The sequence below is a fragment of the Acidovorax sp. ST3 genome (assembly GCF_003231145.1).
Taxonomy (GTDB): Bacteria; Pseudomonadota; Gammaproteobacteria; order Burkholderiales; family Burkholderiaceae_C; genus Acidovorax.
Window position 1 is genome coordinate 96,620 of record NZ_QKVP01000006.1, and the last position, 19,325, is coordinate 115,944.

The following is a 19,325-nucleotide window of genomic DNA, read 5'->3' on the forward strand; positions in this document are numbered from 1 at the left end:
CACCCCATGGCCACCCCCACGCTGCACGCGGACACCCAGGTGGGCCGCAACCGGCACACCACCAGGGGCTGGCGCCACTGGTCACAGCAGGCCTGGTGGCCCTGGCTCACGCGGGGGGTCGCCATCGCCTTCTTTGCGGTGGTGGCCGCGCTGATCTTTCGGCAGGCGCGCACGGTGGACTGGCCCGCCGTGCTGCAGGCGCTGCGCGACCTACCCACCGCCGCACTGGCGCTGGGCGGCGCACTGGCGCTGCTGAGCCACTTCACCTACGGCAGCTTTGACTGGGTGGGCCGCCATTGCAGCGGTCACCGCCTGCCGCGTGGTACCACGCTGGCCATCGCCATGACGAGCTACCCGTTCACGCTCAATCTGGGCTCGCTGATTGGCGGCGTGGGCGTGCGCTACCGGCTGTACGACCGGCGCGGCGTGGACCCCGGCACCATCGGCCAAGTGGTGGGCACTAGCATCGTGACCAACTGGGTGGGCTACCTGCTGCTGGCCGGGGTGTTGGCGTGGATTTGGCAGCCGCCAGCGGTGGCCGGGTGGGCGGTGACGCCCTGGCAGTGGCGCCTGGGCGGCACGGTGCTTGGCTGCTTGCCGCTGGTTTACCTGGCACTGTGCGCGGTGCGCAGAGGCCGTGCAATCACGCTGCGGGGCCACGCTTTTCCACTGCCGCGCTGGCCCGTGGCGCTGTGGCAAATCGCGGCATCGGCCACCAACTGGATGCTGATGGGCGCCGCACTGTGGACGGTGCTGCAACACCAGGTGCCCTACCCCGCCGCCCTGGCCACCGTGCTACTGGGGGCCGTGGCCGGGCTGGTGCTGCGCGTGCCTGCAGGCCTGGGCGTGCTGGAGGCCGTGGGCGTGGCGCTGCTGGCCACCGACGCATTGGGACAGGAACAGGTGCTGGCGGCCCTGCTGGCCTACCGGGCGCTGTACTACTTTGGGCCGCTGGTGCTGGCGGCCGCGGCACTGGGCGTGGCCGAGCTGCGCTGGCGCCAGCGGCCTGCCCAGGACGCCTAAACACGTCCTGACAACAAAAATTCAGCAAAAACCGCCGGATGGGCTAGTGCAACATGCCTTGATTGCTATCATTTTTACTTAGATAGCGCCTCCTACACCCCGGTCGCGTAGGCCGACGGGGTTCCGCCCGCTGCGCAGACCCCGTATCATCCCGGCCCCACGCCATTGCTTTTCGCCCGATCGACACGGGCCTGCAAGACCATGATCCGACTCTCTGAAATCCGGCTGCCGTTCACCGCTGCCGAAGCCCCCGAGGCGCCCCTGCGCGCCGCTGTCACCCAAATCCTGGGCATCTCCGACGCCGACATCGCCCACCTGCACGTCTTCAAGCGCAGCTTTGACGCGCGCAAGGTGGATCTGCTGGCGGTGTACATCGTAGACATCACGCTGGCCCAGCCTGAACGCGAAGCCGCGCTGCTCGCCAAGTTTTCTGGCAACCCGCACATCCAGCCCACGCCCGACATGGCCTGGCACCCCGTGGGCCAGGCGCCCGCCGAGCTGCCCCTGCGGCCCGTGGTGGTGGGCTTTGGCCCTTGCGGCATCTTTGCTGCGCTGGTGCTGGCCCAGATGGGCTTCAAGCCCATCGTGCTGGAGCGCGGCAAGACCGTGCGCGAACGTACCAAGGACACCTGGGGCCTGTGGCGCAAGCGCGAGCTGCATGCCGAAAGCAACGTGCAGTTTGGCGAGGGCGGCGCTGGTACGTTCAGCGACGGCAAGCTCTACAGCCAGATCAAGGACCCGCGCCACCTGGGCCGCAAGGTGATGAACGAGTTCGTCAAGGCCGGCGCACCCGAGGAAATTCTCTACGTGGCCCACCCGCACATCGGCACCTTCAAGCTGGTGAAGGTGGTGGAGAACCTGCGCGAGCAAATCATTGCCCTGGGCGGCGAGATCCGCTTCGAGCAGCGCGTGACGGACGTGATCGTGGAAGGCACTGGCGATAAACGCCACCTGCGCGGCCTCAAGGTGCTGAACCAGGCCACGGGCGAGACCACTGAGCTGCGCGCCGACCATGTGGTGATGGCACTGGGCCACAGCTCGCGCGATACCTTTGCCATGCTATACCAGCGCGGCGTGGCCATGGAGGCCAAGCCGTTTTCCATCGGTTTTCGCATCGAGCATCCGCAGGGCGTGATCGACCGTGCCCGCTGGGGCCGCCACGCGGGCCACCCGCTGCTGGGCGCGGCCGACTACAAGCTGGTGCACCACGCCGCGAATGGACGTGCGGTGTACAGCTTTTGCATGTGCCCCGGCGGCACCGTGGTGGCCGCCACCAGCGAGCCCAACCGCGTGGTGACCAACGGCATGAGCCAGTATTCGCGCAACGAGCGCAATGCCAACGCGGGCATGGTGGTGGGCATCGACCCGCGCGACTACCCGCAGGACGCGCAAGCGTTTGAAACCCACCTGGGCCAGACCTATGGCGTGGAGGCACTGCCGGCCGGGCAGTTCCACCCGCTATCGGGCAGCGTGCTGCAGCGCCAGCTGGAATCCAACGCCTTTGTGCTGGGCGGGCGTGACTACAGCGCGCCGGGCCAGCTGGTGGGCGAGTTCATTGCCGGCAAGCCATCGACCCAGCTGGGCAGCGTGGAGCCGTCGTACAAACCTGGCGTGGCCCTGGGCGACCTGCACGCCGCCCTGCCCGGCTACGCCATCGAGGCGCTGCGCGAGGCGCTGCCCGTGTTCGGCCGCAAGATCAAGGGCTTTGACATGCACGACGCGGTGCTGACCGGCGTGGAGACACGCACCTCATCGCCCCTGAAGATCGGGCGGGGCGAGAACCTGCAAAGCCTGAACACGCCGGGCCTGTACGCGGCGGGCGAAGGCGCCAGCTACGCGGGCGGCATTCTGTCGGCCGGTGTAGATGGCATCAAGGTCGGTGAAGCCGTGGCGCGCAGCCTGCTCGGTGCGGCCGCATGATGCGGGCGCCCAGCCTGCCGCAGTTTGCAGCGGCGGCCCTGGCCATGGCCGCCGTGGTGCTGGCGTCCAACATCCTGGTCCAGTTCCCCCTCAATGACTGGCTCACCTGGGGTGCCATCACCTACCCGGTGGCTTTTCTGGTCAGCGAGCTGGTGAACCGCGCCCACGGCCCGCAGCAGGCGCGGCGGGTGGCGTGGGTGGGCTTTGCGGTGGCCGTGGCGGCCTCGCTGGTGCTGGCGCCAGTGCGCATTGCCATCGCGTCGGGCACGGCGTTTTTGCTCTCGCAGTGGCTGGACATCAGCGTGTTTGACCGTCTGCGACATGGCACCTGGTGGCGCGCGCCGCTGGTGGCCACACTGCTCGCGGCGGTGCTGGACACCGCCGTGTTCTGGAGCATTGCGTTTGCAGGCACTAGCGACCCGTGGATCACCTGGGCGCTGGGGGACCTGGGCGTGAAGCTGGGGCTGGGGGTGGCGCTGCTGCTGCCGTTTCGCCTGCTCATCGGCCGCCAGCTGGCAACGCACCGCCGCGCGGCCTGAGCCGCACGGCGCCCGTCTTCTTTCCGCTTCTTTTTACTTGCGCTGCAAAAAGTCCACGGCCAGCGCGGCCAGGCTGCGTGCGCCGGTGGGCAGCTGGTCTTCGTCGATGTCGAACAGCGCAGAGTGGTTGGGCGGGGCCTTGGCAAATTCCTTGCCCTTGGGCGGCGCGCCCAGGAAGTAGAAGAAGCCCGGCACGACCTTCTGGAACTCCGAGAAGTCCTCCGACCCAGCGACCTTGGGGATCACCATGGTCTTGCCGCCCATGGCCAGGTTCAGCGCGGGCAGCGAGGCCTGCGTGAGCTGCGCGGGGTTGGTGGTCACGGGGTAGGCCACGGGGCCAAAACGCACGCTGGCCTTGGCGCCGCTGGCAGCAGCAATCGACTCGGCCGTGGTGGTGATGCGCTTAAGCGCTTCCTGGCGCATGTCTTCGTCAAACGTGCGCAGCGTGCCCAACATCTCCACCTTGTCGGGGATGATGTTGTAGCGCGTGCCGCCCTGAATCTGGCCGATGGTGACCACGGCCGGTTCCTGGCTGATGTTGAGCTGGCGGCTCACCACGGTCTGCAGGCCCATCACCACCTGGCTGGCGGCAACGATGGGGTCGATGGTGGCCCAGGGCGACGAGCCATGACCGCCGCGCCCTTCCACATGGATGGTGATGTTGTCCGACCCGGCCATCAGCGGGCCGCTGCGGTAGCCCACCACGCCACCAGGCAGGTTGGAGGTGATGTGCAGGCCGTAGATGGCCTGCACGTCCTTGAGCGCACCGGCTTCGATCATGGCCTTGGCGCCGAAGCTGGGCACCTTGCCGCTGGCGTCGGGCTCCACCGGCGCGCCCTCTTCGGCGGGCTGGAAGATGAACTTGATCGTGCCGGGCAGCTGGGCCTTCATGCCCGCCAACACCTCGGCCGCGCCCATCAGCATGGCGGTGTGGGCGTCGTGGCCGCAGGCATGCATCACGGGCACTTCCTTACCCAGATAGTTGGCCTTGGCCTTGCTGGCAAACGGCAGGCCGGTGTTCTCCAGCACGGGCAGCGCGTCCATGTCGGCGCGCAGGGCCACCACCTTGCCGGGCAGGCCACCCTTGAGCGTGCCCACCACGCCGGTGCCGCCCACGCCGGTCTGCACCTCCATGCCCAGCTTCTTCAGGTGCTCGGCCACCAGCTTGGCGGTGCGCACTTCCTGGCCCGAGAGTTCGGGGTGGGAATGGATGTCGCGGCGCCAGTTGACCATCTTGGGTGCCACGGCCGTCACGGCGGCGTCGATGGCCTGCAGGCCGGCGGCGTCCAGGGCCTGGGCATGGGCGGACGATGCGAACGTGAGCCCGCTGAGAAGCAGGCCGGTGGCCAGCGAGATGGCAGAGAGGGGTTTGTGCATGAGGCAGATCCGTGCAGGAAGTGAAAACAAAAGGGAACGCAGTAAAAAGACGCACGTTCATGCTACGGGCCCACCCCGCGCCGCAGACAAGCGAAAATGGCCATCCACAGAGCCAATATCGCCATGCCCCGTTCTTCTGTCCTGTCTGCGACGGCCTCGGTTTTTCGCATCGACATCCCGCTGCTGCCCGAATCAGCGGTGGGCAACGCACTGCAGTTCATCGACCTCTTGCGGGGCGCCAACCTGCTGGCCGGCCTGCGGGGCGGTGCAGGCTCGCCCCGCCTGGCCTGGCGGCTGCTGGATGCCCAGGGCCAGCCCCTGCCGCACCAGCCGGGCCCGCTGGCGGCCTACACGCAGCCCACGGCGGCGCCGGCCGACGGCCCCGCACAGGCCTGGTTCATCCCCTCGTTCCACGCGGCCGACATCCCGGCCATCCGCGATGTGGCGGCGCGCCACCGCGCCCTCTCACGCCAGATCGGCATTGCGCTGGATGCCGGGCACAAGGTGCTTACCGTGGGCAATGGTGCCTGGCTGACAGCGCAGAGCGGGCGCCTGCAGGGCCGGCGCGGCTGCCTGCCGTGGTTCTACCTGGCCGGGTTTGAGCGGGACTTTCCCGAGGTGGTGCTGGACGCAGGTCACGACCTGAGCGATGACGGCCCCTGGCTCAGCTGCGCGCTGCCCCACAGCCTGGGTGAGATGGCGATTGCCCTGGTGCGCCATGCGCTGGGCGATGCGCTGGCCCAGACCTGCGCCAGCGTGCTGCGGCCCGACCACGACCGCGCCCGGGCCGCCCTGCAGGCCAACGCGCAGCAACACATCCCCGCCACACGCGACAGCACCCTGGCCCGCGCCATGGCCTGGATGGAGAACCATCTGGACGAGCCGTACTCGCTGGCCCGATTGGCCGAAGCGGCGGCGGTGAGCCCGCGCACCTTGCTGCGGCACTTTCAGCAGGAGCTGTCGCAGTCGCCGCTGGACCACCTGCACAGCCTGCGCTGTGCACGCGCCAAAGTGCTGCTGGAGGTGACGCTGGAGAGTGTGCCCAGCATTGCGGTGGCCTGCGGCTACAGCGACCCCGCCGCGTTCCGCCGCATCTTTGTGCGCTACACCGGCATGGCACCGGGGGAGTACCGCAAGCGCCACGCCTTGCGCGCGCCGCGCAGGCGCTGGCGGGTGGATGTGGGGGCATGAGACGCAGCAGCCTCTCCGCCCCGCTGCGAACGCGGCCCCACCACCGTTCCTCCTTGACCTGAATCAACACCCGCAGCGGACAGCGCGCAACACTGGAAGCCCTTGGGCCGGCCATGCATTCGCACGCGCGGCGCAAGGGTTCGCGCCCAGCGCGCCTTCACCGGAGCCACCCCATGTCCACTGCCGCACCGACCACATCCCCGGCCCCTGCCCCTGCATCGGCGAGCCTCGCCAAGCGGCTCGGCCTGCTCGGCGCCCTGGTGGCGCTGCTGGCCGTGCTGGCCTTGCCCACCCCGGCCGGCTTGCCCGTAGCGGGGCAGACCATGCTGGCCATCCTCGCGTTCGCGGTGATCGTCTGGATGACCGAAGCGCTCGAATACTCGGTGAGTGCGGTGGTGATCGCCGCGCTGATGGTGTTCTTGCTGGCCTACACACCCAGCGTGGCCAAACCCGATGGCGCGGACATGGGCACGGGCGCGGCGCTGAACCTCGCACTCTCGGGCTTTGCCAACAGCGCCGTGGCGCTGGTCGCTGCCGCGTGTTTCATTGCGTCGGCGATGACCGCCACGGGGCTCGACCGGCGCATCGCGCTCACGGTGCTGTCCAAGGTCGGCGCCCAGACCCATCACATCGTGATCGGGGCCATGGTGGTGGGCTTTCTGCTGTCGTTCATCGTGCCCAGCACCACGGCGCGCGTGGCCTGCCTGATGCCAATCATGATGGGCTTTGTGCTGGCCTTCAAGGTAGACCGCAAGAGCCGCTTTGCCGCGCTGCTGGTCATCACCACGGCGCAGACGGCCAGCATCTGGAACGTGGGCGTCAAGACCGCCGCCGCGCAGAACATGGTGGCCATCGGGTTCATCGAAAAGCAGCTCGGTGCGCAGATCACCTGGGGCGAATGGTTTGTGGCAGCCGCCCCGTTTGCAGCCCTGATGACGGTCGCGCTGTTCTTCATCATGACGCGCATGATGAAGCCCGAGATGAAGGAAATTGCGGGCGGGCAGGAGACCATTCGGCAGCAGCTGGCCGAACTGGGCCCGATGACGCTGAACCAGTGGAAGCTGCTGGCCGTGGTGCTGGTGCTGCTGGGGTTCTGGTCCACCGAGAAGGTGCTGCACGACTTTGACACCACCTCCACTACCCTTGCGGCCGTGGCGCTGATGCTGTTTCCGCGCATCGGCGTGATGGACTGGAAGCAGTCGCAAAAGGGGTTCCCGTGGGGCACGGTAGTGCTGTTCGCGGTGGGCATCAGCGTGGGCTCTGCGCTGCTGCAGACCAAGGCGGCGGGATGGCTGGCCCAGCTCATCGTGGGCCACCTGGGCCTGCAGATGGCATCGGCCTTTGCCATCCTGATGCTGCTGTCCGCGTTCCTGATCGTCATTCACCTGGGCTTTGCCAGCGCCACGGCGCTGGCGTCCACCATGATTCCCATCGTCATCAGCGTGCTGTCCACCGTGCAGACGCCTGGCATCAACATCGTGGGCATGACGATGATCCTGCAGTTCGTGGTGAGCTTTGGCTTCATCCTGCCGGTGAACGCGCCGCAGAACATGATCGCCTACGGCACCGACACCTTTGACGCGCACGACTTCGTGCGCACCGGCATCGTGATCACGCTGACCGGGGTGATCCTGCTGGTGGTCTTTGCGCTGACCTACTGGCCTTGGCTGGGGCTGATGGTGACCCGCACCTGACCGGCAGGCTTACCGTAGCGCCTTCTGGCCCCCAGCGGCTGCAGGCAGGCGGAAGGCCTCCACCAGCTCGGCCAATTGCTGCGCCTGCACGCGCAGGCCTTGCGCAGCGGCGGACGACTCTTCCACCAGCGCGGCGTTCTGCTGGGTCATCTGGTCGAGCTGCGAGACCGCCTCGCCCACCTGGCTCAGGCCCGTGGTCTGCTCGCGGGCGGCGGTGCTGATCTCGCCAATGATGGTGGCCACCTGCTGCACGGACTGCACGATCTCGCCCATGGTGCCCCCAGCGGCGTGGACCAGCTGCGTGCCCTCGTCCACCTGCCGCACGCTGTCGCTGATCAGCCCGCCGATCTCCTTGGCCGCCGTGGCCGAGCGCTGGGCCAGGCTGCGCACTTCGCTGGCCACCACCGCAAAGCCCCGGCCCTGCTCGCCCGCACGGGCGGCTTCTACGGCCGCATTCAGTGCCAGGATGTTGGTCTGGAAGGCGATGCCATCGATCACGCTGGTGATGTCGGCAATGCGGCGCGACGACAGGGCAATGCCGTCCATGGTGCCCACCACGCGGTCCACCGCCTCGCGCCCGCGCTGGGCCACGCTGCTGGCACCGGCGGCCAGGGTGCTGGCCTGCGCAGCGGCGTCGGCGCTGTGGCGCACGGTGGCCAGCAGTTCTTCCATGCTGGCGGCGATCTCTTCGAGGTTGGAGGCCGTCTGCTCGGTGCGGGCCGACAGGTCGCTGTTGCCCGCCGCGATCTCGCTGCTGGCCCCGGCCACCGACGTGCTGGCCTGGCGCATGCCCACCACCAGCTCGGCCAGCCGCGCCTGCATGCCCCCCAGGCGCGCCAGCAGGGCCTGCAGCTCGTCGCGGTTGCCCGCCTGCGGCGCGGGCACGGGGGAAGTGAGATCGCCTTCGGCAATGCGGTCGGTCACCTCGGACGCATGGGCCAGGGGCTGCAGGATGGAGCGCGACAGCAGCCAGGCACAGGCCAGGCTCAGCAGCAAGCCTACCAACGAGCCCGCCGCCAGCAGCGTGATGCCCTGGCTTTCGCTGCGGGCGGCAGCGGCACGCGCTTCGGCCACACGCTGGCGCTGGTATTCGGCCAGCTTGTCCACGGCAGCGGCGTAGGCGTCTGCCGCAGGACGCAGCTGCTTGGCAATGGCGTCGGGCGGCAAAGCCTCTCCCGCCTTGCGGCGCTTGACGAGGTCGTCCCGCACCGTGCGAAAGCCGTTGCCGGCCTTGTCGATGGCATCGAACAAGGCCTGGGATTCCGGGTCTGCCGCCAGCTCGTCCAGGCGCTTGCGCACTTCGGACGAGCGGGCTGACGTGGTCTTGCGGTCGGCGTCGATGCGCGCCGCGTAGTCGGGGTTGTTGTCGATCTCCAGCAGCGTTTCGGCGCGGGCGGAGCTGAGCACCACGATGGCGTGCAGCTCCCGCGCCAGCAGCGCGCGCTCGGACGACGCACCGCCCAGGTCGTCCGCAATGTCCTGCAGCCCGGCCAGCCGCCAGATGCCCACCGCCGCCGACAGGGACATGACGAGGCAGACCACACCAAAGGCCAGGGCCAGGCGGACGGCAACACGTGCGTGGGAGATGGACATGGGAGGCTCTCGTGAGGGTGAATGGGACAACGCGGGCCTACCGTTCAGGGTGGCAGGCGTTGGGAATGTATCGACAAAAGGTTACAAGTCCTTGAGCCGGCCCACAACAGGCCCCACCCTGCCGGAGCGCCAAAGCAACAGCCGCCCAACAGCCGCCCGCACACCCACAAAAAAAGCCGCCACAGTGCAAGACTGTGGCGGCCCTCGGGTCGGTCAGGCGCAGCGCCTGCAGCGGGTTATTGCTGCTGCTGAGCGTTTTGCAGCGCAGCAATGCGCTCTTCGATGGGCGGGTGGGTGCTGAACAGCTTGCCAATGCCACCGGCAATGCCCATGGCGGCCACGCTCTTGGGCAGCTCGCCGGGGTGCATGCCGCCCAGGCGGGCCAGCGCGTTGATCATGGGCTGGCGGCGGCCCATCAGCTGGGCGGCGCCTGCGTCGGCGCGGAACTCGCGCTGGCGGCTGAACCAGGCCACGATCATGGCCGCAACGAAGCCCAGCACGATGTCGAGCACGATGGTGGTCACGTAGTAGCCGATGCCAGGGCCCGAGCTGTTCTCGTCGTTCTTGCGCAGGAAGCTGTCCACCGCATAGCCGATGACACGCGACAGGAACACCACAAAGGTGTTCATCACGCCCTGGATCAGCGTCATGGTCACCATGTCGCCGTTGGCGATGTGGGCCACTTCATGGCCGATCACGGCCTCGACCTCTTCGCGCGTCATGCCCTGCAGCAGGCCGGTGGACACGGCCACCAGCGCCGAGTTCTTGAACGCGCCCGTGGCGAACGCATTGGGGTCGCCTTCAAAGATGCCGACTTCGGGCATGCCGATCTGGGCCTGGTCGGCGAACTTGCGCACGGTCTCGACGATCCAGCGCTCGTCGGGCGAGCCGGAGCCGTCGATCACACGCACGCCCGAGGTCCACTTGGCCATGGGCTTGCTGATGAGCAGCGAGATGATCGCGCCGCCAAAACCCATGATGAGCGCGAAGCCCAGCAGCGCGCCCAGGTTCAGGCCGTTGGCCGTGAGGTAGCGGTTGACGCCCAGCAGGCTGGCCACCACCCCCAGCACGACAACGACGGCCAGGTTGGTCATCACAAACAAAAGGATCCGCTTCATGGAATGGTTTCTCCGTGGGGTAAACAACAACGAGTGTTTGCTGGCTTAGATGGGGGCCGGGGGCTGCGCTTCAAGCGCCGCCACCCTGGGTGACAACGGCACCCGCCCCATGGCCGCGATTGCATCGCGCTATGGTAGGTGCAAACCCCGGCCAGGGCCTTATCACACAAGGCTTGGCGGGAATTACGGCACAGGCGCTGCCCGCAAGGGCCGGAACACCTGGGCGTCGTCATAGAAGCCCGGCGCCTCGTTGGAAGGCCCCCAGCCGGGCACGCCCAGCACCGGCAGCGGCGTGAAGGGCTTGGTGGACCATGCCGAGGCGTCCACCTGATCGGCCAGCCAGCCATCCATATCCGCTATTGAATTCATAGCTACTGGCACATGAAATACGTGCGCCACCATGGGTTTTCGTGGAGAAACCAGCTTTTCGAGCAGTGCGTGGCCGAACAGCACCAGCCGGGCCTCGGCCCACAGTGGGCGCAGGTCGATGAACAGGCGCTGCCAGTCCCGCGCCCGGAGCGCATCCCACAGGGCATCGGGCGCCTGCAGCAGTGCGCCGTTTTCATCGAAAACCGTGACGGCATCGCGCAGCGGCCCGCGCACGGCTTGCACGCCATCGGCGGCGATGGCTTGGGCCTGCAGCTGGTTCAGGCGCCGCTTGGTGCGCGGAAACTGCAGCCAAACGAGGCCGTTGAAGAAGTCGTGCAGGTTGTCGCGCGTGGGCACGCGGCGGGTGTCCCAGATGTATTGCTCGTAGGCGGTGCCTTCGGGCAGGTCGGACTGGGGGACAAAACGGAAAGAGACCGTGGAAAGTACATTCAGCGCCTCAGCTACCGGCTTTCCCTCGAACACTTCACGCTGAACACGGACGCCCAGATCGCGAACTGCGCCTAGCCAAGGCGCGCCCCAATCAATCCTTTCCATTCGCAGCAGCACGTCGTTGAGGAATATTTTTGGCCACGTGGGGCGCGCAGGGCTCAATGTAGGTGACTTGTGTAGGCTGCCCTTTGGGAGAAAGCTTGAAATGGGAAGGAAACTGTCCAAAAAAGGCAGTCGACTTGGTCGTTTTCCCTATGATGGCTTTCTGACGTAATACTGGGACGACCTGGCTAAGCATCTGCGGCCCGAGCCTCAAATCCGGCACAGCCTTCAACACTCGCTGAACCATCTCAGAAGAAGGCATTGCAGGCGAAGCCGAAGCAGTATCTCTAGAGGCTTTGGCTACTTGCTTCGCCTTAGCATCAGAGATGTAGGCGATCTGGTTCGGCTGCTGCAAAGGTTGCAGCTGAAAGCGGCCGCCACACTGCGCGAACCACACCGAGGTCTTCGTGGTCTTCCCCAACACACCCCGCTGACGCAACGCGGCTACCACTTGGCTTAGGTGCTGGCTTTGGCCATTGCGCAGTGATGGCACAGCCTGAAGCACCTGCTCGACAAGATCTTTTTGGGTTAAGGACTGCTGAACTAAAGCGGTGGACTCAGAGGCCGCTTCAACAACCGGACGAATCTGGCCGCCAGAGGATTGAGCCTCGGCAATCAAAGAAAAATTCAGATCGGTAGCTACTGAGACCTCTGGCTCCACTATCTTTGAAATGACCGGGCTCTGCGGCTTTTCCACCACCTCCAGCAAGATCACTTCGTCATAAAAGCTCTCGGGGTTCGCAAAAATTTTGTTGGACAGGCTAAAACAAAGAACATGGCAACCGCGCTCTCTGACCCAGGTCGCTAAGGGAACAAAGTCCGCGTCGCCCGAACAGATCGCCACTGTGTCGATGTCTTGAGTGCAAACCGCCTCTACCGCATCAATCACCAAGGCGCTGTCCGTAGTGACCTTGTTCACGATCATGTTGCTGACCGGGCGAACACCGTGGCGCCACAGTACAGATTCGATGCCTTTAAGGCTATCCACCCGGCCGTAAGCGCGCTTGTAAAGCACGCGTTCAGCACGATGACGCAAATCCATCAGAACGTGGTCCAAGGCCGTCGCATCATTCAGGTTGTCCGCGTCGATGAAGACGGCCATGTTCCTGGCCGTCCTAACCTTGTGCGGCTCCTGCGGCAAGGTCATTGCATCATCCGCCACGGCAGGGCTTCACCGGCACGCAGGGGCTTGAGTTCGGCTTCGCCAAACGCAAAGCTGTCGGGCGGTGTCCACGACTCGCGGCGCAAGGTGATGGTGCCGGTGTTGCGCGGCAGGCTGTAGAAGTCCGGTCCGTGGAAGCTGGCAAAACCTTCGAGCTGGTCGAGCGCACCGGCGTTGTCGAATGCCTCGGCATACATCTCGATGGCGGCGTGGGCGGTGTAGCAGCCCGCGCAGCCGGTGGCGTGCTCCTTGAGGTGCGCGGGGTGCGGTGCGCTGTCGGTGCCCAGAAAGAACTTGCTGCTGCCGCTGGTGGCGGCCTGCACCAGGGCCACGCGGTGCGTTTCGCGTTTGAGCACGGGCAGGCAGTAGTAGTGGGGCCGCACGCCGCCGATGAAGATGGCGTTGCGGTTGTACAGCAGGTGGTGCGCGGTGATGGTGGCGGCCGTGAAGCGGTCGGCCTGCATCACGTAGTCGGCCGCGTCCTTGGTGGTGATGTGCTCGAAGACGATCTTCAGCTCGGGGAAGTCGCGGCGCAGCGGGATGAGCTGCTGCTCGATGAACACGGCCTCGCGGTCGAACAGGTCGATGTCGCTGCTGGTCACCTCGCCATGCACCAGCAGGAGCATGCCGGCCTTCTGCATGGCTTCGAGCGTTTTATAGGTCTTGCGGATGTCGGTCACGCCCGCATCGCTGTTGGTGGTAGCGCCTGCGGGGTAGAGCTTGCAGGCCACCACGCCGGCGGCCTTGGCGCGCACGATTTCTTCGGGCGGCAGGTTGTCGGTGAGGTACAGCGTCATCAGCGGCTCGAAGCTCATACCAGCGGGCACGGCGGCCAGGATGCGCTGCTTGTACGCCAGGGCCTGCTCGGCCGTGGTGACCGGTGGGCGCAGGTTGGGCATGATGATCGCGCGGCCGAACTGGGCGGCAGTGTGCGGCACGACGGTGTGCAGAGGCTCGCCGTCGCGCACATGCAGGTGCCAGTCGTCGGGGCGGGTGATGGTGAGGGTTTGGGGGGCTGCAGTCATGGGTGTGATTGTCCCATTGTGGGCAAGAGACTCCCAAACGCTCTCATTTTCATAGCTTTCGAGGCATATGAACGTAGCGCTACCGAGCAAAATCGCTCAAAACCGGCGCGCTACGGGCAGGTGGACCGGTTTATTCGGCGGTGATGCCCGCGCGTTTGACGACTGCGCCGAACTTCACCATGCGGTCGGCCATCATCTTTTCGAACGCAGCGGGTGGCATCTCTTCCGGCACGATCACGCCCCGGTCCTTGAGGTTGGCCACCATGGCGGGCGACGTGGCCACCTGGCGCACGGCCTTGTACAGGGTCTGCACCACAGCCTCGGGTGTACCTGCAGGCGCAGCAAGGCCCGTCCAGGAGGTAAGGTTCAGCTCGGGGTGGCCCACCTCGGCCATGGTGGGCACGTCGGGCAGCTGCGGCAGCCGCTGGTCGGCGGCCACGGCCAGGGCGCGCACCTTGCCCGCCTGGATGTGCGGCAGCATGATGACCAGGTTGTCGAGGATGAACTGCACCTCGTTGCCCAGCACACCCGTGATCAGCGGCGTGCCCCCACGGTAGGGAATGTGCGTGGTGAACACGCCCGTGGAGACCTTGAGCATTTCCACATTGAGCTGGCCCATGCTGCCCACGCCGCCGCTGCCGTAGTTGAGCTTGCCGGGGTTCTTCTTGGCGTAGTCGATGAACTCCTTGAAGGTCTTGAACGGCAGGCTGCTGTGCACCACCAGGGCATTGGGCTGGCGGCCCAGGATGGCAATGTTTTCAAAGTCCTTGATGGGGTCGTAGCCGATCTTGGGCTGGGTGAGCGGGTTGGCCAGGTGGCTGCTTTGCGACGAGACCACCAGGGTGTAGCCGTCGGCCTTGGAGCGCGCCACATACTGCGCGCCCACCGAGCCCCCGGCGCCCGCGCGGTTTTCCACCACGATGGGCACGCCCAGCACGCGCGACAGCGGCTCGGAATACTGGCGCGCCATGATGTCCACCGACCCGCCGGGCGGGAACGGCACCACCAGCGTGATGGGACGCGACGGGAATTTGTCCTGCGCCAGGGCGGGCAATGCAGCAAGGCCTGCGAGGCCCAGGCCAGTGGTCAGAAGATGGCGGCGGGAAGTGGTGGCGGTCATGGCAGTCAAGGAACTCAGAAAACGGGTCAAAACAGGTCCAGCAGGTCCCACAGGGACGGAAAGAATCAGGGGTGTGCCAGCACGGCCAGTGCCACGGCTTGTGCGCGGGGCACGAAGGTGGATAGCTCGCAGTACTCGCGTTCGGTGTGCGGGTGGCCGCCCACGGGGCCGGTGGCGCACAGGGTGGGCACGCCCACCGAGGCGGTGAGGCCGCTGTCGGCCGCGCCGCCGGTGAACTCACCTTGCACCTCAAAGCCCAGTGAACGGGCGCCCTGCTGGTACAGCGCCAGCAGGTAGTCGGGCGTGGGCTTCATGGGCAGGGAGCGGCGCGTGGTGGTGATGCGGCCCTGGGTGCGGGGCACGGACTCTTCTTCGACGATGGCGCGCACGCGCTCCAGCAGGTCGTCGGGGTTGGTGTCGGCCGTGAAGCGCAAGTCCACCTCGGCGCGCGCGTGAGGGGCCACCATGTTGGGCACGATGCCGCCCTGCACCACGCCCACATTGCAGGTGATGCCCGTGGCAGTGTCGGTCAGCGCGTGCAGCGCCAGCGTCTTGCGCGCCAGGGCGTCAATGGCGCTGGCGCCTGCGGCGTGGTTGATGCCCGCATGTGCGGCCACGCCCTGCACCTCGAACTCCACCACCATCGAGCCCTTGCGACTCGTGACCACGTTGCCGCTCACGCGGCCGGGCTCGGCATTGAACACTGCACGCGCGCCCCGCACGCGGGCCATGATGAGGTCGCGCGTGGCGGGCGAGCCGACCTCTTCGTCGCACGAGAAGAACAGGTGCAGCGGCGCCTTCAGCCCGCCGCAGCGTGCAAAGGCCTCGGCGACAAACACGTTGAGCACCAGGCCCGACTTCATGTCGGCCACGCCGGGGCCATAGGCGCGCCCCGCTTCTTCGCGGTAGGGACGTTTGGCCACCGTGCCATCGGGAAACACCGTGTCCATGTGCCCCATGAGGATGATGGGGGCGCCGCCGGTGTCCGTACCTTCCGCAGGGTTGACCTGCGCGTGCAGCAGCACGCCATAGCCGGGCACGGGCTCGAACTGCACGGGCACACTGGCCGCCTGCAGGCGCTCGGCCAAAGCATGCGCCACCGCCGTCACGCCCGCTTCATTGCGGCTGCAGCTCTCGATGTTGACCACTTTTTGCAACAGGTCTTGCATGGCCTGCTGCTGCCGGGCCAGCCAGTCCAGCACCTGAGCATGCACCGGCAGTCGGGTTTCGTTCGTGGTATTGAGCATCCTTGTCCTTGGGCAATGCCCGGGTGGGGGCAAAATTTGGGTCGCAGTGTTGCATGCGACTCCGGGTTTTGCAACGTATTTTGCACGATTGAGTATTTTATGAAATCATCATTGCAGGAATCCACCGCCTTGCTGACCGAGCGGCTGGCCCGCCAGGACGCCGACCTGACCGCCAGCGAACGTGCGTTGGCCGAGGCGCTGGGGCGTGACTACCCCCATGCCCTGCTGGAGTCCGCCACGGCCCTCGCGGCCCGCACAGGCACCAGTGCGTCGACCGTGGTGCGGCTGTTTGCCAAGCTGGGCTACGGCAGCTATGCCGAGGCGCAGCGCGAGGCGCGGGCCGAGGTCACCGCCCTGCTGCAAACGGCCGGGCAGCGTGCCCCCGTCACCATTGGCACCCGGCGCAGCCTGCAGCAGTGCGTGGACGATGCGCTGCTGCACGACCAGCACAACCTCACCACCACACGCGATGGGCTGGACATGGCGGCCTTCGAGGCCATGGTGGCGCGCATCGCGCAGGGCAAGGGCCGCATTTTTGTGCTGGCGCAGATCAACAGCGCCCCGGTGGCAGCCTGGCTGGCGCTGCACCTGAACATGTGCCGCCCCGGCGTGCATGAACTGGGGGCTGGCGCGGTGGACGCCACCGACCAGCTGCTGTGGATTCAGCCTGAGGACGCCCTGCTGGTCTTCAGCATTCGCCGCTACGCGAGCGGGCCGGTGAAAGTGGCGCAGCGCTTTCGCGACGCGGGCGCCCAGGTGCTGGCCATCACCGACAGCGCTGCAGCGCCCCTGGCCGCCGTGGCCCACCACCGGCTGCAGGTGCGCACGTCCAATGCGTCGCCGTTCGACTCTTACACCGCTGCGTTCTTCCTGTGCAATGCGCTGGTGTCGGCCGTGGCGCAGCTGCGGCACAAGGCGGTGTCCGAAGCGCTGAAACGGCGCGACGACCTGTGGACGGATTTTGAGTCCCAGCTCATCGTGGAAGGCCCTTCGCCCGCCGGTCGAAGGAGCAAGCGCTAGCCCACGCAGCACGCGTCTCCGGCAACCGTGGGGCCATGAAAAAAGCGCTCCGAGGAGCGCTTTTTTATTGGCACCGCGCCGTGCGACGCGGAGTGCAAGGCAGCGTTCAGTGCTGCAGGATCTTGTTGAGAAAGTCCTTGGTACGGGGCTGGCGCGCATCGGGGTTGTTGAAGAACTCGTCCTTCGAGCAGTCTTCCAGGATCTTGCCGCCCACGTCCATGAAGATCACGCGGTTGCTCACCTTGCGCGCAAAGCCCATTTCGTGGGTCACGCACATCATGGTCATGCCTTCGTTGGCCAGGCCCACCATCACGTCCAGCACTTCGCCGACCATTTCGGGGTCGAGCGCCGACGTGGGTTCGTCGAACAGCATCACGATGGGGTCCATGGAGAGAGCGCGCGCAATGGCCACACGCTGCTGCTGGCCGCCCGAGAGCTGGCCGGGGAACTTGTCCTTGTGCGCAATCAAGCCCACGCGCTCCAGCATTTTGAGACCGCGCTTCTTGGCGTCGTCCGCGCTGCGGCCCAGCACCTTGATCTGCGCGATCGTCAGGTTGTCTGTCACCGACAGGTGGGGGAACAGCTCGAAGTGCTGGAACACCATGCCCACGCGGCTGCGCAGCTTGGGCAGGTTGGTGCTGGGGTCGTGCAGCTTCACGCCATCGACCGTGATCTCGCCCTTCTGGAAGGGTTCGAGCGCATTGATGGTCTTGATGAGCGTGGACTTGCCCGAGCCCGACGGGCCGCACACCACCACCACTTCACCCTTGTTGATGGTGGCCGAGCACTCGTTGAGCACCTGCACCGGGCCATACCACTTGGATACGTTCTTGAGTTCGATCATTTCTTTTTCCTCAATCCAATCTCTTTTGCACCAGCGTCGATCAGCGGATGATCGCGATCTTCTGGTGCAGGCGCTTGACCATCCAGGACAGCGCGTAGCACATCACGAAGTACAGAACCGCAGCCGCCAGGTACGCCTCGATCGGACGGCCAAAGTTCTTGCCCGCCACTTCAAAGCCCTTGAGCATGTCGTAGGCACCAATGGCATAGACCAGCGACGTGTCCTGGAACAGGATGATGGTCTGCGTGAGCAGCACGGGCAGCATGTTGCGGAACGCCTGGGGCAGCACCACCAGCTTCATGTTCTGGCCGTAGGTCATGCCCAGCGCCTGGCCTGCATACACCTGGCCGCGCGGGATGGACTGGATGCCCGCGCGCATGATTTCGCTGAAGTACGCCGCCTCGAAGGCGATGAAGGTGATGACGGCAGACACTTCTGCGCCGATGGGGCGGCCGATGATGGCCGGCACCAGCAGGAAGAACCACAGGATCACCATCACCAGCGGGATGGAGCGCATGCCGTTGACGTAGATGGTGGCGGGCACATCCAGCCACTTCTTGCCCGATAGGCGCATGAGCGCCAGCACGGTGCCGAACAGCACGCCGCCTACGGTCGCCACCAGCGTAAGGATCAGGCTGAAATACAGCCCCTTGAGCACGAAGTTGGAGATCAGGTCCCAGTTGTAGAAGGAGAAATCGAGATTCATATCAATGCCCCCCTCCGGCCGCGCCACTCACGACCATGCCCGGGATGCGTGCACGCTTTTCAATGAAGGCCATGATGCGGTTGATGGCAAACGCCGAGAGGATGTACAGCGTGGTCACCGCCAGGTACACCTCGATGCCGCGCGAGGTTTCTTCCTGCGCCTGCATGGCGAACATCGTGAGCTCGGCCACCGACACGGCAAACGCCACGGACGAGTTCTTGAAGATGTTCATCGTCTCGCTGGTCAGCGGCGGAATGATGATGCGAAACGCCATGGGCAGCAGCACATAGCGGTAAGTCTGGAACGTGGTGAACCCCATGGCCATGCCGGCGTAACGCTGGCCGCGTGGCAGGGCCTGAATGCCCGAGCGCACCTGCTCGGCGATACGCGCCGAGGTAAAGAAGCCCAACGCCAGCACCACCAGTGCAAAACCGGGTACGCCGCGCAGCACCGGAAACAGGGTAGGCAGCACGTGGTACCAGAGGAAAATCTGCACCAGCAGCGGAATATTGCGAAACAGCTCGACCCAGGCATTACCCAGCCGAACGATCATCGGACGGTCCTGCAACGTGCGCAGCGTACCGATGATGGAACCCAGCACAAGTGCCAGCAGCAGCGCCAGCAGCGAAACGGACACGGTCCAGCCCCAGGCCGACAGCATCCAGTCCAGGTACGTGATGTCGCCGCCCTTGCCAAAGCAGCTTTGCACGACTTCCCGGTCCATGGTGTCCTGGCAGAACACCTGCCAATCCCAACTCATAGGAGCACCCCTTCAAATTTTGGTTATGCGTTGGGCGCCACCCTTGGCCCACCCAACAAAAAAGC

General features: G+C 66.0%; 17 protein-coding genes. 6 read left to right on the top strand and 11 right to left on the bottom strand.

Annotated features, from left to right (window positions below; genetic code table 11):
- Positions 1-6: 6 nt before the first annotated feature.
- The 3 genes from DNK89_RS19220 (at position 7) to DNK89_RS19230 (ending at position 3,482) form a co-directional block, all read left to right on the top strand.
- Positions 7-1,023, top strand: a complete 1,017-nt coding sequence (locus DNK89_RS19220; protein WP_110961415.1) for a lysylphosphatidylglycerol synthase domain-containing protein — start codon at positions 7-9, stop codon at positions 1,021-1,023.
- Positions 1,024-1,224: 201 nt separating this feature from the next.
- Positions 1,225-2,943 carry an NAD(P)/FAD-dependent oxidoreductase gene (locus DNK89_RS19225; RefSeq protein ID WP_110961416.1) on the top strand — a complete coding sequence of 573 codons (1,719 nt, stop codon included), beginning with the start codon at positions 1,225-1,227 and terminating at the stop codon, positions 2,941-2,943.
- Positions 2,940-3,482: a VUT family protein gene (locus tag DNK89_RS19230; protein ID WP_110961417.1), complete on the top strand. Its 543-nt coding sequence runs from the start codon at positions 2,940-2,942 to the stop codon at positions 3,480-3,482. The genes DNK89_RS19225 and DNK89_RS19230 overlap by 4 nt, the downstream gene beginning before the upstream one ends.
- Before the next feature lie 33 nt (positions 3,483-3,515).
- Here the strand turns inward: DNK89_RS19230 and DNK89_RS19235 are convergent, their stop codons facing one another.
- Entirely contained in the window at positions 3,516-4,859 is a 1,344-nt protein-coding gene (locus DNK89_RS19235) for an amidohydrolase (protein WP_110961418.1), read from the bottom strand.
- Between the two features lie 123 nt (positions 4,860-4,982).
- On the opposite strand from DNK89_RS19235, the gene DNK89_RS19240 reads away from it, so the two are divergent.
- Both DNK89_RS19240 and DNK89_RS19245 read left to right on the top strand, forming a co-directional pair.
- A complete protein-coding gene (locus DNK89_RS19240; protein ID WP_110961419.1) occupies positions 4,983-6,050 on the top strand; it encodes a GlxA family transcriptional regulator in 1,068 nt (355 codons plus the stop codon).
- Between the two features lie 173 nt (positions 6,051-6,223).
- Complete coding sequence (locus DNK89_RS19245; protein WP_110961420.1) at positions 6,224-7,744, top strand: DASS family sodium-coupled anion symporter; 1,521 nt, start codon at positions 6,224-6,226, stop codon at positions 7,742-7,744.
- Between the two features lie 9 nt (positions 7,745-7,753).
- On the opposite strand, the gene DNK89_RS19250 is transcribed toward DNK89_RS19245, so the two are convergent.
- The 7 genes from DNK89_RS19250 to DNK89_RS19280 all read right to left on the bottom strand — a co-directional run bounded on the left by DNK89_RS19250 (position 7,754) and on the right by DNK89_RS19280 (position 15,930).
- Positions 7,754-9,337 (bottom strand): methyl-accepting chemotaxis protein, encoded by a 1,584-nt coding sequence (locus DNK89_RS19250; RefSeq protein ID WP_110961421.1) that lies wholly within the window; start codon positions 9,335-9,337, stop codon positions 7,754-7,756.
- Positions 9,338-9,573: 236 nt separating this feature from the next.
- Positions 9,574-10,455, bottom strand: a complete 882-nt coding sequence (htpX, locus tag DNK89_RS19255; RefSeq protein ID WP_110961422.1) for a protease HtpX — start codon at positions 10,453-10,455, stop codon at positions 9,574-9,576.
- 183 nt (positions 10,456-10,638) lie between these two features.
- Positions 10,639-11,379, bottom strand: coding sequence for a DUF3025 domain-containing protein (locus DNK89_RS19260; protein WP_110961423.1), 741 nt, complete (start codon positions 11,377-11,379; stop codon positions 10,639-10,641).
- Entirely contained in the window at positions 11,366-12,478 is a 1,113-nt protein-coding gene (locus DNK89_RS19265) for an NYN domain-containing protein (protein ID WP_238990876.1), read from the bottom strand. The genes DNK89_RS19260 and DNK89_RS19265 overlap by 14 nt, the downstream gene beginning before the upstream one ends.
- 41 nt (positions 12,479-12,519) lie before the next feature.
- Entirely contained in the window at positions 12,520-13,563 is a 1,044-nt protein-coding gene (pyrC, locus tag DNK89_RS19270) for a dihydroorotase (RefSeq protein WP_110961425.1), read from the bottom strand.
- Between the two features lie 130 nt (positions 13,564-13,693).
- Positions 13,694-14,683: a tripartite tricarboxylate transporter substrate binding protein gene (locus DNK89_RS19275; RefSeq protein ID WP_110961426.1), complete on the bottom strand. Its 990-nt coding sequence runs from the start codon at positions 14,681-14,683 to the stop codon at positions 13,694-13,696.
- Positions 14,684-14,748: 65 nt separating this feature from the next.
- On the bottom strand, positions 14,749-15,930 hold the full coding sequence (locus tag DNK89_RS19280; RefSeq protein WP_110961427.1) for a M20 family metallopeptidase: 1,182 nt from the start codon (positions 15,928-15,930) through the stop codon (positions 14,749-14,751).
- A gap of 99 nt (positions 15,931-16,029) precedes the next feature.
- Between DNK89_RS19280 and DNK89_RS19285 the strand changes: the two genes are divergently transcribed.
- On the top strand, positions 16,030-16,950 hold the full coding sequence (locus DNK89_RS19285) for a MurR/RpiR family transcriptional regulator (protein ID WP_110961428.1): 921 nt from the start codon (positions 16,030-16,032) through the stop codon (positions 16,948-16,950).
- 106 nt (positions 16,951-17,056) lie between these two features.
- Here DNK89_RS19285 and DNK89_RS19290 read toward each other — a convergent pair whose 3' ends face one another.
- The 3 genes from DNK89_RS19290 to DNK89_RS19300 are packed head-to-tail and all read right to left on the bottom strand — an operon-like array spanning position 17,057 to position 19,260.
- Positions 17,057-17,794 carry an amino acid ABC transporter ATP-binding protein gene (locus tag DNK89_RS19290; RefSeq protein WP_015012504.1) on the bottom strand — a complete coding sequence of 246 codons (738 nt, stop codon included), beginning with the start codon at positions 17,792-17,794 and terminating at the stop codon, positions 17,057-17,059.
- A 40-nt stretch (positions 17,795-17,834) separates the two neighbouring features.
- Positions 17,835-18,500: an amino acid ABC transporter permease gene (locus tag DNK89_RS19295; protein ID WP_015012503.1), complete on the bottom strand. Its 666-nt coding sequence runs from the start codon at positions 18,498-18,500 to the stop codon at positions 17,835-17,837.
- A gap of 1 nt (position 18,501) precedes the next feature.
- The gene (locus tag DNK89_RS19300) at positions 18,502-19,260 is read right to left on the bottom strand and encodes an amino acid ABC transporter permease (protein ID WP_015012502.1); all 759 of its coding nucleotides are present in this window, start codon (positions 19,258-19,260) and stop codon (positions 18,502-18,504) included.
- Between the last annotated feature and the right edge of the window lie 65 nt (positions 19,261-19,325).